The sequence below is a fragment of the Corynebacterium sp. CCUG 65737 genome (assembly GCF_024454115.1).
Lineage (GTDB): Bacteria > Actinomycetota > Actinomycetes > Mycobacteriales > Mycobacteriaceae > Corynebacterium > Corynebacterium genitalium.
The window spans coordinates 1-12,275 of the sequence record NZ_JAGPZB010000007.1 but is presented as its reverse complement, the minus strand read 5'-3'; the positions used below and the strand labels follow the sequence as shown (position 1 = coordinate 12,275).

General features: G+C 64.2%; 10 protein-coding genes. 2 read left to right on the top strand and 8 right to left on the bottom strand.

What is annotated here, in order from left to right; all coding sequences use genetic code 11:
* Positions 1 to 64: 64 nt before the first annotated feature.
* The 7 genes from coaE to KBX17_RS06755 form a co-directional block, all read right to left on the bottom strand.
* On the bottom strand, positions 65 to 658 hold the full coding sequence (gene coaE / locus KBX17_RS06785; RefSeq protein ID WP_005290316.1) for a dephospho-CoA kinase: 594 nt from the start codon (positions 656 to 658) through the stop codon (positions 65 to 67).
* Between the two features lie 55 nt (positions 659 to 713).
* Complete coding sequence (locus KBX17_RS06780) at positions 714 to 2,507, bottom strand: choline/carnitine O-acyltransferase (protein ID WP_256019055.1); 1,794 nt, start codon at positions 2,505 to 2,507, stop codon at positions 714 to 716.
* Positions 2,508 to 2,571: 64 nt separating this feature from the next.
* Positions 2,572 to 4,317: an ABC transporter ATP-binding protein gene (locus tag KBX17_RS06775; protein ID WP_256019053.1), complete on the bottom strand. Its 1,746-nt coding sequence runs from the start codon at positions 4,315 to 4,317 to the stop codon at positions 2,572 to 2,574.
* Complete coding sequence (locus tag KBX17_RS06770; RefSeq protein ID WP_256019052.1) at positions 4,314 to 5,330, bottom strand: ABC transporter permease; 1,017 nt, start codon at positions 5,328 to 5,330, stop codon at positions 4,314 to 4,316. Before KBX17_RS06770 ends, KBX17_RS06775 begins: the two co-directional genes overlap by 4 nt.
* A complete protein-coding gene (locus tag KBX17_RS06765; protein WP_005290312.1) occupies positions 5,330 to 6,277 on the bottom strand; it encodes an ABC transporter permease in 948 nt (315 codons plus the stop codon). Before KBX17_RS06765 ends, KBX17_RS06770 begins: the two co-directional genes overlap by 1 nt.
* A gap of 3 nt (positions 6,278 to 6,280) precedes the next feature.
* Positions 6,281 to 7,837: an ABC transporter substrate-binding protein gene (locus KBX17_RS06760; RefSeq protein ID WP_256019050.1), complete on the bottom strand. Its 1,557-nt coding sequence runs from the start codon at positions 7,835 to 7,837 to the stop codon at positions 6,281 to 6,283.
* A 2-nt stretch (positions 7,838 to 7,839) separates the two neighbouring features.
* A complete protein-coding gene (locus KBX17_RS06755; RefSeq protein WP_256019049.1) occupies positions 7,840 to 8,685 on the bottom strand; it encodes a TetR family transcriptional regulator C-terminal domain-containing protein in 846 nt (281 codons plus the stop codon).
* Between the two features lie 120 nt (positions 8,686 to 8,805).
* Here KBX17_RS06755 and uvrB point away from each other — a divergent pair, with 120 nt between their 5' ends.
* Together uvrB and KBX17_RS06745 are read left to right on the top strand one after the other, a co-directional pair.
* Positions 8,806 to 10,920, top strand: a complete 2,115-nt coding sequence (uvrB, locus tag KBX17_RS06750; protein WP_256019047.1) for an excinuclease ABC subunit UvrB — start codon at positions 8,806 to 8,808, stop codon at positions 10,918 to 10,920.
* An 8-nt stretch (positions 10,921 to 10,928) separates the two neighbouring features.
* Positions 10,929 to 11,372, top strand: a complete 444-nt coding sequence (locus KBX17_RS06745) for a universal stress protein (RefSeq protein WP_040424470.1) — start codon at positions 10,929 to 10,931, stop codon at positions 11,370 to 11,372.
* A gap of 10 nt (positions 11,373 to 11,382) precedes the next feature.
* Here the strand turns inward: KBX17_RS06745 and KBX17_RS06740 are convergent.
* Positions 11,383 to 12,275: ATP-binding domain-containing protein (locus KBX17_RS06740; protein WP_256019045.1), on the bottom strand; the 893-nt coding region annotated here is incomplete at its 5' end.

Sequence of the window (12,275 nt, the reverse complement as noted above, 5' to 3'; positions counted from 1 at the left end):
TAGGCAACGTAGGTGAATGGGACGTAGCGTGGCCTTGAACGTTGTTCGACTAATGGGCGAAACTTCAGGCCCTCAAGCGCGCGATCAGCTGGTCGACCTGCGGTTTAAGAGCGTCCAGGTCGCCGTTGTTGTCGATGAGGACGTCGGCGGCGGCGTTGCGGGTGGCGTCGTCAAGCTGCTGCGCGATGCGGGCGCGGGCGTCGGCTTCGTCGAGGCCGCGCGCCGTGACGAGCCGCCGCACGCGTTCCTCGGCGTCGACGTCGACGACGACAGTGAGGTCCATGTCGCGGTGCATGCCGAGGTCGACGAGCAACGGCATGTCGTACACGACGGCCGGTTCGCCGGCAGCTTCCGCCTCCGCGAACCGGCGCTCGGACTCCGTACGGATCGCCGGGTGGGTGATCGAGTTCAACTTTTCAGTTGCCCGCTTATCGACGAACGCCCTTCCTGCCAATGTCCCCCTATCCAGCGTCCCGTCCTCACGGATGATGTCCGCGCCGAATTCCGCCGCGACGCGGTCGAGGACGGGTGAGCCCGGTTCCATGATCTCCCGGGCGATCTGGTCGGCGTCGACCACCGCGAAGCCTTCCTCTTCGAGCATCTTCGCCACAGTGGATTTACCGCTGCCGATTCCGCCGGTGAGTCCGATCTTTTTCATGTGCTTCCGCCTTCCCGTTCGCTGGCTTGTCAGATCCAGGTTTAGTCGATGTCGCTTAGTGGATCTCGCCGCAGAAGTCCCAGAGCATTGCCGCGGCTGCGACGAGATTCGCGCGGAATTTCTCCGGCTGCTCCGCGGTCTCGGTGTTCCAGGAGACGCAGAATTCGGCGTCGTTAGGAAGCGGGGTATACGAGATGCCGAAGCCTTCCGGCAGGGTCGGCGCGAAGCAGTAGCGCACGATCTGGTTAGCGCCGCCGATGGAGGTCGTGGACAGGAAATCGCGACGTGCGGCCGTGGCGGCGAGGTCGGTGAAGAAAACGTCGGAGTCGTCGATGCTGGCCATCATCTGGATGTGGCGGTCGAATCCATTGCCGGACTTGCAGCGCTTCACCCAGCCGCGGTGGGCGTCGAGGGCGGAGGTGAGGTCGTGGGGGGTGGCGGTGCCGTCGATAAGCTTTTCTGCGAACAAGACCGCTTCGGGCGTGGCGGCGCGCAGGCACTCGGTGCGGCCGGCGCGGAATTCGCGCATATCGACGGCCTCATACACCGCGCGCACGTGCCCGTACGTGAGCTGCTGGGCGATGTGCATGGTGATCTGCGCCGACGCGTCGCGGCTGATCTTGAACGGCAGCTCCGCCGGGATGCTGTGCGGGACCGTGATGATGTCCGTCGCCAGCTTCCCGGCAGCCTTCCGGACATCGTCCAGTTGCGCGGAAATCGTCTGCTGTGTCGCGTCGTCGAGGTCCCACGCGAGCTCTTCCGGTTCGGCGCTTGCGTCGGCCGTGTCGGCTGTGCCGGCGGGGTCGGTCAGCTCCGCATCCTGCATGCGGCTGATCGCGGTAACGAGGGTCGCGCCGTCCTGGCATGAGTGCTCGACATGCACGGCAGCCCAGTCGCTGTTGACGCTGATTTGGTAGCTCAATGGCTTGTATACCCAGGCGCCGCGCGGGGCGAAGGTGGCCTCACGGATGCGCTCGGTGTCGCTTGTCGCGGGGGCATCGGCCGCGGCGTCCTGGATGTCAATAGTGAACAGCATGTCGCTGAGGCGCTCGTAGGTGGCGCGGTTGCTGCCCTTGTCGAGGATCATCGGCAGAAGGTCGGCGAGAATGCCGGAGCCGAGCAGCGACGGGGCGTTGAAGTCCTGGGCGGCCTCGCCAGGTTGCGCCGCGAGTTCCAGCACCGTGGCGAGACCGTCGCGCAGGGCACCGGCGGACAGGGGAGCGCCTTCGGCGTTACTGACAGGTAGCGCGAAAAGTCGGCCGTCGACGAACACGCCGATCTCGCGGTTCGCGGCGCCGAGCTGTGTCGCGATGATCCCGTCTTCCCCCTCCTCCGGATGCCTGATACCGCCTGCGTAGACGAACCACTGGTTCATGGTGATGCGGTTGCCACGGGCATCGACATCCTCGGGCAGGGTGTCAGCTGCAGCGGCGAGGTGGACGGCAGCGGCACGGCGGATGAACTCGACGGCGCGGTCCAGTTCGGCAGACATGGTGGCCGCAGAACCGGCTGCGGTAACGCCACCGGACGCAGGGAAGGCGATCTGGAACCCCACATTTGACGCCAAGGTCAAAGGGGAGCGGGTGGAGAGGTAGGAGGAATACCATTCGTCGTTAAGCCAATTGGTGCCCGCTGCTTCGCGCTGGGCCGCGCGTTCCCGCAGCTGCGCGTCGAGGCGTGGACCGGCTCCCGTGCGGAAGCTTTCGACGACCTCCCGCGCATGCTCCAGTTCGCTGCCGTCGAGGACCGCTTCGAGGGCGTGGCTGTACGCGTCGAGCGTGCCGTCGAGCGGCGGGACGGGCAACGGCTTGAGGTCTGTCGTTGCGGGGTGGGAAGTGGGGTGTGCCACGGCGTTGTCCTCCTGTTGTCGCCTGCGGATATACACACCTCACACTACCCACGGGGCGCAGTGGCTAGAGCGACGGGATATTCGTTAGCAAGCTGCGCGTGTAGTCGTGGAGCGGGTTGTCGAGAACGTCGTCGACAGGACCGTCGTCGACGATGACGCCCTTGTTGAGCACAGCGACGCGTGTGGCGATGTGCCGGGCGAGCGCGATGTTGTGCGTGACAAACAGCAGCGATAGGCCACGCTCGTAGCGGAGTTCGGCGAGCAGCTGCAGGATCGACGCCTGGACTGACACGTCGAGGGCCGAGGTGATCTCGTCGCACACGAGGACCGACGGCGCGTTGACGAGCGCGCGGCCGATCGCGGCGCGTTGGCGCTCGCCGCCGGACAGGTCGCCGGGACGGCGGTCGTAGAAGCTGCGGTCGAGCTGCACGGCTTCGAGGGTCTCCTCGACGATGGCGCGTTGCTCGTCGCGGGACAGTTCGCCCGCCATGATAAGCGGCACGCTCATCGATTCACCGATGGTGCGCCGCGGGTTCAGCGATGAAAACGGCGATTGGAAGATGTACTGCACGTCCTTGCGGTGCTCGAGAGTGCGGTCGCGGCTGGAGTGCGCGAGTTCTTTGCCGCGCAGCAGCACGTCGCCGGTGTAGCCGGGGTTGAGGCCGGCGATCGAGCGGGCGAGGGTGGTCTTGCCGGAGCCGGATTCGCCGAGGAGTAGCGTGGATTCGCCGGCTTCGATGGCGAGGTTGATGCCGTGCAGGACCTTGTTGTCGCCGTACGCCATTCCGAGATCGCGGACTTGGAGAAGCGGCGTTTCAGCGGACGCCGCGGGGTCGCCGTGGACCTCGGCCCAGGAGTTGGTCCAGCGGTCGTTGCCCGCGATGTCCTTTTCACCTTCCAGGTCGGGGATGGCGCCGAGGAGCTTGCGGGTGTAGGCGTGCTTCGGGTTATACAGGACGGCGTTGTAGGGGCCTTCCTCGACGATGTCGCCGCGGAGCATGACGATGACGCGGTCGACGAGCTCGCCGACGACAGCCAGGTCGTGGGTGATGTAGAGCGAGGCGACATCGTTCTTCATCGTCATGGTGCGGATCGTTTTCAGGACGTGGTTCTGGGTGGTCACGTCGAGGCCGGTGGTCGGCTCGTCGAGGATGAGCACGTCGGGGTACATGGCGAACGCCATGGCGATGCCGACGCGCTGCTGCTGCCCTCCGGAGAGCTGGTGCGGCCAGCGTGCCAGGTATTCGTCGGTGTCGGGCAGATCGACGTCGCGCATGACTTCGCGGACGCGGTCGGCGCGCTCGGACGAGCTGGAGCCGTACCCGTGGATGTCGAGGACCTCGCGGATCTGGTCGCCGATGCGCATCGCCGGGTTGAGGCTGAGCGCGGGGTCCTGCGGGATATAGGCAACGCGGGAGCCGCGCATGTCGCGCACGTCGTCTTCGCTAAGCGTAAGGACATCGGTGGTTTTGTCGTCGCGGGAGTAGAGCGTGACGGATCCGTCTGTGATGGTCAGGCCGGTGCGCACGTGGCCGAGCGCTGCAAGTCCGGCGGTGGTCTTACCGGAACCGGATTCGCCGACGAGGCCGACAATTTCGCCGCGGTAGAGGTCGATGTCGACGCCGTGGAGGATCTCGGTGCCGCTGTAGGTCGCCATCCGCAGGTCGCGGATGCGCAGCACGAGCGTGTCGTCGTTGCGTACAGGGGGTACGTAGTCGCCTTCGCCGCCAGTCGAGGACCACAGCGAGTCTCTTCCGCTTATCGACGACTTCTTCGGCCCCTTGCCGTCCGCATTAATCGAGGTGGTCATGCGTTCTCCTTCGGGGCAGCCTGGGTGGTGCGGCTGCGGGTGTCTTCGTTGATGATGGGGGCGACCTTGTCCTGGCGGTCGCTCGGGATAGTGGTGCCGGTGCGCTTGATGGGGGTGGCGGTGGAGGCGGTGGCGCGGGCGGTGGCGTCGGCAAGCATGTTGGTGCCGATGGTGAGCACCGCAATGGCGATGACCGGCAGAACCACGCCCCACGGCTGGATGGACAGCGCGATGCGGTTCTCATTGATCATCAGGCCCCAGTCAGCGGCCGGCGGCTGGATGCCCAGCCCCAGGAAGGACAGGGACGCAATGGAACCGATGGAGTAGGTCAGGCGCAGCCCGGCCTCGACGGACAGCGGGCCGGTGATATTCGGCAGGATCTCTTGGGTGAGGATCTTCCAGTGCGGCACCGAGTACATCTGGGCGGCGCGGATGTAGTCCTCGTTGGTGACCGACTGGGTGGCCGAGCGCGCCACGCGGGCGATGCGCGGTGCGTGGGTCAGGCCGATGACGAGCACTAGGACGGTCGCGGAGGGGCCGAAAATCACGATGGCGAGCATCGCGAAGATCAGCTGCGGGAAGGCCAGGAGGACATCGTTGATGCGCATGATCACAGCGTCGGTTGCACCGCCGGTGTAGCCGGCGATCATGCCGAGCACCGTGCCTACGACCATGCCCAGCACCGTCGCCAAAAATGCCGTGATGAGCAGGATCAGTCCGCCGCCGATGAAGCGGGAGGCGACGGAGCGGCCGAGGTTGTCGGTGCCGAAGATGCCGTCGGAGGTGAACGGGAGGCCGAGGAACTCGGTGGTGGAGTAGCCGGTGAGCTGCTCGGTGAAGAAATAACCGATCAACGCGATCAGGAGCACTAGACCGGTGAGGATCATGCCGACCTTGCCCTCCGGCTGCGCCCAGATGCGCTTGAGCAGCGGGTCGGGTTTGGACAGGGAGGCTTTCAGCTCGTCGCCGGTCCTGACATCGGAGGGGGCGCCAGTATTGTGCGGCTGGGTCATTAGTTGCTCCTTAGCTTGGGGTTGGCCATGATGCCGATGACATCGGCAAGCAGGTTGACAACGACGTAGACGGCGGCGATCAGGAGGGTGACCGCCTGCACGACCTGGACGTCTCGGTAGTTGACGGCGTCGATCATGGCGACGCCGAGGCCCGGGTAGCGGAACAGGTACTCGACCACGACAATGCCGCCGGCGAGCCATGCCAGCTGGATCGCGACGACCTGGGCGATGGGGCCGATAGCGTGGGGGAGCGCGTGGCGGAAGATGACGCGGCGCTCAGGCACGCCTTTGAGACGGGCCATTTCGACATACCCCGAGTCGAGGGTCTCGATCATCGTGGCGCGGGTCATGCGAGCGATGTACGGGCTGACGACCAGCGCGAGGGTCAACGTCGGCAGCACGAGCTGCGACGGGTACGACCAGACAGAGGCGCCCGGCTGCGACATCGTCACCGCGGGCAGCACCTGGAAGACCGAGGTTGCGAAAACCGTGACCAGCAAAATACCGATGACGAATTCCGGCATCGCGGCGAGGATCAGGGTGACCCAAGTGATGGCCTGGTCGCGGCGGAAGCCACGCCACCACGCCGCATAGATGCCGACGAGAATGCCCAGCGGAATCGCGATTAACGCCGCCAAAACCATCAAGACCAAAGAGTTGACCAGCGGTTCACCGAGCAGCTCGGACACCGGGCCGCCGGTGGTGGTGGAGGTGCCGAAGTCGCCCGTCAACACGCCGCCGAGCCACAGGAAGTAGCGTTCGACGGGGTTTTTGTCCAGGTTCATTTCGGCCTGGAGCGCGGCGATGCGCTCCGGGGTAGCCTGCTGGCCCAGGATGGCGCGGGCGGGGTCGCCCGGCAGGAGCAGTGTGGCGCAGAAAATGATGACGGACACTGCCAAAAGAATGAAGATGCTCAAGCCGAGTCGGCGAGCGATGAGTTTGCCCATTGTCTATGCCTCCGCAATCCACATGTCGTAGAACAACGCCTGGGACAGTGCAACGCCACTTGGGTGGGGGCGCGCTCCGACCACGTAGTTGTGGTACGCGTCCACCTGGTTGGGGAAGCCCCAGATGATGTATCCGCCGCGGTCGTAGAATTCGCGCTGGAGCTCCTTGATCTCCTTGCTGCGCTCGCGGTCGTCGACAATGCCGCGGGCGGCTTCGACGCGGGCGGTGAATTCGTCGTCGACCCAGTGCGTCTCGTTGAACGGTGCCTCCTCGGTGGCGCAACGGTTGACTTGCTCGAGGAAGTTTCGCGTGTAGTAGAAGGTCTGGGAGAACGGGTAGGACAGGTAGTTTCCGTCGGCCCAGAAGGTGGTGGAGTCGACTTGGTCGATCTTCACGCGGATTCCGGCGTCGCGGACCTGCTCCGTGAACACCTGCGCGGCGCGGACAGCGCCTGAGGCGATTTCGGAGGTGGCAAGGGTGACGTCGATGCCGTCGGGGTAGCCGGCGTCGGCAAGCAATTTCTTTGCTTCTTCGATGTTTTGCTCGCGCTGGGGGAATTCGTGCGGGTACGCCGGGTCGTAGAGGGCGAACATGTCGTTGCCGACCTGGCCCTCGCCGGAGAAGACTTGGTCGACCATGCCGGGGCGCGCGCAGGCCAGGCGCATAGCTTGGCGGACGCGCTCGTCGTCGAAAGGTTCGTGGTCGACGCGCATGGTGAAGGGGAGCCACATGCCGGTTTCAGAACTGACGACGTGCATGCGCGGGTCAGACTCGATGACGCGGACCAGTGCGTGGTTGAGCGCTCCGATGCCGTCGACCTGGGAGGACAAAAGCGCGTTGAGCATCGCGTCCTCCTGGTAGAAATCGACGACCTCGACGCGGTCCAGGTTGGCGGGGCCGAGGAAGTAATGCTCGTTGCGCTCCATGACAGTCTCCCGGCCGGCGGAGAAGCTGACCAGTTTGAAGGGGCCAGCACCGATCGGATTCTCCGGGTCGTAGTCTTCGGGGACGATGCCCATTTGGTACTCGGCGAGCGCATCGGTCAAGGTCGCGTCGGGCCGCGACAAGGAGATCGTCAGCGTGCGGTCGTCGACGACGTTCATGGCTTCGATGTGCGCGATGGACCCTGCGCCGTTCTTCGGGTCGTCCGGATCGGCGACGCGCTCGTAGGTGGCAATCACGTCCTCCGGGCGCACCGGGCGGCCGTCGGAGAATTTCACGCCTTCACGCAGACGGATGGTCCACTCGGTCGCGTCTTCATTCGGCTCGAGGCTCTCGGCGAGACGGTTTTCCAGCTCGTATTCGTAGCCGCGGCGTGCGAGAGGCTCGTACAGATTGACCACGCGGGCGGCGTCGCTGGCACTGGCGGGAATGTGCGCGTCCACGGTGTCGGCGGTGGAGCCGCCCACGAGTCCGACGCGCAGGGTGCCACCCTTGCGCGGCGGGCCCGACGTATCGATATTTTCAGCCGGCATCGTCGGCGAGCATGCCGCGAGGGCAGTCGCCGAACCAGCGACTGCCGCGGTGCCCAGCAACTGCCGGCGCGAAAGTTCAACCATGTTTATGTGTTCTCCTTCACGAAGACAGCGTCCGCTGTCATCCACGTACTCAGATATGCCGTCACAGCGTCCGCCGCGTCCGTTGCCGACAGTGCGCCGATGAGCATTTGCACACCGAGACCGTCGATCGTCGCCGTGACAGCGCTCATCATGTCCTCGGGTGCGGAGGCGGTGAATTGGCCGGAGGCCATCCCTTCGAGCACGATGGCGCGCAGCTGCTGGTCCCAGCGGCTGTACGCCACGGCAGTCGCCTCCTTCGCGTCCGCGAACATCGGCGACGACGCCCAGAATTGAGCCCACGTCGTCCACTCCCGGGTGGCTTCCGCGGAACCGTCGAGCTGCACGTGCGCAAAGCGCACCAAACGTCGTGCAGGATCGCTTATCGACGTCACCGCCTCCCGTCTTCCCGCCGCCTGCTCCGAACACAAGTCGAGAGTGGCGAGGAAGATGTCGTTTTTCGAGTGGAAGTAGTAGTGGACAGCTGAGCTGGACATTCCTGCTTCCCGGGCGATGTCGGCCACCTTGACCGCCTCGTAGCCGTTCGACGTGAACAGCGGCCATGCGGCCGCGGCGATTGCGCGGCGCCGGGCGGCCCAATCTGCTTCGCGCGGGCGGGCGGCCGGTGCGTGGCCGGTGGCCGTTGTGGACAGCGGCCTCAGACTGTCCACGGTGACGCCGGTGATCTCCGCCAAACGCTGCAGCTCGGTGGCGCTGAAGCGCCGTACGCCTGAGAGCGACTTGGACAGTTTGCTGGCGTCGATCCCCAAATGGGTGGCCACATCCGCGTGCCTCAAACCCGCCGCGGTGATCGCGGCGCGAGCTGCAGTGTTCGGATGTGTCTGGGCCACGGGCATAACCTTATGTGCAGCTGAGAGGCAATCGCAACAATTTGACTTAGGCGCGAAGGGAATCGCAACTGGCGCGGGGCGTCGATTAGCGAATCGCGGAACTGACCTAGACTGGTGTGCATGGCTTTTGCTGCTGAGCACCCCGTTTTATCGCACTCCGAATTCCGCCCCGTGGGAGAAGTGGAGCGCTCCGAGAAGCTCTTCGAGGTCGAATCTGAATTCGAGCCGTCCGGCGACCAACCGACCGCGATCGCAGAGCTGGACCGCAGGCTGCGCGACGGCGATCCGGATGTGGTGCTCATGGGTGCGACGGGCACCGGTAAGTCGGCGACCGCGGCGTGGCTGATCGAGCAGCAGCAGCGCCCGACGCTCGTGATGGCGCCGAATAAGACGCTCGCCGCGCAGCTGGCCACCGAACTGCGCGAACTGCTGCCGAATAACGCGGTCGAGTACTTCGTGTCGTACTACGACTACTACCAACCGGAGGCGTACATCGCGCAGACGGACACCTACATTGAGAAGGATTCGTCGATCAACGACGATGTCGAACGCCTCCGCCACTCTGCGACATCGGCCCTGTTGTCCCGCCGCGATGTGGTGGTGGTGTCTTCGGTGTCCTGCATCTATGGCCTGGGTACGCCGCAGTCCTACTTGGACCGTTCTTTGCTTCTTCGGGTCGGGGAAGAAGTGGAGCGCGACCGGTTCTTGCGTTTGCTTGTGGACGTCCAGTACGAGCGCAATGACGTTGACTTCAAGCGCGGGACATTCCGCGTGAAAGGCGACACGGTGGACATCATCCCTGCCTACGAGGAAGTTGCCGTGCGCGTGGAGTTCTTCGGTGACGAAGTCGATTCGCTCTACTACATTCACCCGCTCACCGGTGACGTTCTGCAGCAGCGCGAGGAGCTGCGCATCTTCCCGGCAACGCACTACGTTGCCACCGAGGACCGGATGGAGAAAGCGATTGAGGCGATCAAGCTGGAACTCGCCGACCGCCTCGAAGAGCTAGAAAACCGCGGGAAACTGCTCGAAGCGCAGCGTCTGCGCATGCGTACCGAATACGATCTCGAGATGATTCAGCAGGTCGGGTTCTGCACTGGCATTGAGAACTACTCGCGGCATATTGATGGCCGTGGCCCTGGATCCGCTCCTGCCACCCTCATCGACTACTTCCCGGAAGACTTCCTCACCATCATCGACGAGTCTCACGTCACCGTGCCCCAGATCGGCGGCATGTACGAGGGCGACATGTCGCGTAAGCGCAACCTCGTCGAGTTCGGCTTCCGTCTGCCGTCCGCGGTGGACAACCGTCCGCTGACGTTCGACGAGTTCGAGGACCGTGTCGGCCAGACCGTGTACATGTCTGCGACCCCGGGCGACTACGAGCTGGAGGCGGCCGGCGGCGAGTTCGTTGAGCAGGTGATTCGCCCGACGGGCCTGGTCGACCCGAAGGTAACGGTCAAGCCCACCAAGGGCCAGATCGACGACCTGATCCACGAGATCCGCGAGCGCACTGAGAAGGATGAGCGCGTCCTGGTGACTACCTTGACCAAGCGCATGGCTGAGGATCTCACTGATTACTTCCTGGATAACGGCATCCAGGTCCGCTATCTGCACTCGGACATTGACACCCTGCAGCGTGTGGAGTTGCTGCGCCAGCTGCGCCTTGGTGAGTTCGACGTTCTCGTGGGTATCAACCTGCTCCGCGAGGGCCTCGACCTGCCGGAGGTCTCTCTCGTGGCAATTCTCGACGCCGACAAGGAAGGCTTCCTGCGTTCGACGAAGTCGCTCATTCAGACCATTGGCCGTGCAGCCCGCAACGTCTCCGGCGAGGTCATCATGTACGCCGATGACATCACTGAGTCAATGCAGGAAGCCATCGACGAGACGGAGCGACGCCGCACCAAGCAGATCGCGTACAACAAAGAGCACGGCATCGATCCGCAACCGCTGCGCAAGAAGATTGCCGACATCCTCGACGAAGTTTACGAGCGCGCCGAGGACGATACTTACGGCGACGGTGCGAAGCTCGGCAGCAGCGGGGAAGAGGCGATGATCGAAGGTCGCGACACATCGTCGATGGCTTCGGACGAGATTGAGAAGCTCATCGCGGACCTGACAACGCAGATGACCGCAGCTGCTCGGGAGCTGAAATTCGAGCTCGCTGGCCGCCTGCGCGATGAGATTGCGGACTTGCGCAAGGAGCTACGCGGGGTCAAAGAAGCCGGTATATAGTGGCCACCATGAGCAAGAACTACAACACCGTTGTTGTTGGCACAGACGGGTCGAAGTCCTCGATGCTGGCTGTTGAGCGTGCCGCGGAACTCGCGGCTGCGTTCGATGCCACGCTGGTCATCGGTTGCGCCTACTACGAGTCAGAAGCAGATGTTTCCACTGCGCTGCGCCAGGACTCGAACACGATTCTGGGCGATGAGACCGCACGCGAGAATCTTGCCAAGGCCGCTGAGCACGCGTCAGCTACCGGTGTGAAGGACGTGCAGACCACGGTTCGCCCGGGTACCCCGGTCGAGGCGTTGATGAGCATCGTCAACGATTACTCTGCAGAGCTGCTCGTCGTGGGTAACCGCGGCATCAACTCTCTGACCGGCCGCCTGCTCGGTTCCGTGCCGGCTGACGTCGCGCGCCAGTCTGACTGCGACGTCATGATCGTCCACACTGTTTCTTAAGCGCCGGAGATCAGGAAACGGGGAGTTCCCCAATTACGGTCAGAGTTTGCGTCGCTCGCGTGACTGCGACGTAGAGGTCTTGCCAGCCTTGCGGTGAGGCATCCACGATCGCCGCTGGCTTATCGACGATGACGTGGTCGAACTCCAACCCCTTCACCTCGTCTACATTGTCTGCGGTGAGTACCGCGACCATCCCGCCGAGGCGTGAGAGCTCAGCTCGCACGGCCTCGGCGTTCGTGTTGTCGGGAAGCCACCGGACCGATTCGTGCTCCTCCGCCTCGCCTGATTCGCGCACCGTCGCGGCCGGGGTGGCCTCCGGATCAATGACCTGCAGGATCTTGTCGGCGACACGCATGATGTCGCCAGGGGTGCGGTAGTTCACCGTGAGTTCATGGGAGCGGTAGCGCTGGCCGACGAACGGCTCGAGCGCGCTGTCCCACGTGTCCACGCCCGCCGGTGAGGAGGTCTGCGCAGTGTCACCCACCAAGGTCATCCACCGCGAGGGGCAGCGGCGGAACACCATCCGCCACTCCATTGCGGACAGCTCCTGGGCTTCGTCGACGATGACGTGCCCGTACGCCCAGGTCATATCCGCTTGTGCTCGCTGGGCGGTGGACCGGATGTCCGTCTCACGTTGGCGGCCGGCGAGCGTTTCAGCATCGATAATGTCGTGCGCGGACAAGACTTCGGCTTCAAACTCGTCGTCGGTATCGGTGTTTGCTGAGGATGCGAGGATGTCGAGTGCGTCTTCAGCGTCTGCGACGAGCTCCCGCCACTGCCGTTCGGCCTTTTCAGCTTCATCGCTGGGTGTGGGGATGCCGACGAGGGACCTGACCCCTTTTTGGTGGACACCTGATATCCAGCCCGGTTGGGCTGGGAAGAAAGGTAATCTACCACCATGTC

Bases quoted from the DNA above. Each gene is read 5' to 3' on its own strand.
- coaE (WP_005290316.1), bottom strand. From the start codon at position 658: ATGAAAAAGATCGGACTCACCGGCGGAATCGGCAGCGGTAAATCCACT.
- KBX17_RS06775 (WP_256019053.1), bottom strand. From the start codon at position 4,317: ATGACCACCTCGATTAATGCGGACGGCAAGGGGCCGAAGAAGTCGTCG.
- KBX17_RS06770 (WP_256019052.1), bottom strand. From the start codon at position 5,330: ATGACCCAGCCGCACAATACTGGCGCCCCCTCCGATGTCAGGACCGGC.
- KBX17_RS06765 (WP_005290312.1), bottom strand. From the start codon at position 6,277: ATGGGCAAACTCATCGCTCGCCGACTCGGCTTGAGCATCTTCATTCTT.
- KBX17_RS06760 (WP_256019050.1), bottom strand. From the start codon at position 7,837: ATGGTTGAACTTTCGCGCCGGCAGTTGCTGGGCACCGCGGCAGTCGCT.
- uvrB (WP_256019047.1), top strand. From the start codon at position 8,806: ATGGCTTTTGCTGCTGAGCACCCCGTTTTATCGCACTCCGAATTCCGC.
- KBX17_RS06745 (WP_040424470.1), top strand. From the start codon at position 10,929: ATGAGCAAGAACTACAACACCGTTGTTGTTGGCACAGACGGGTCGAAG.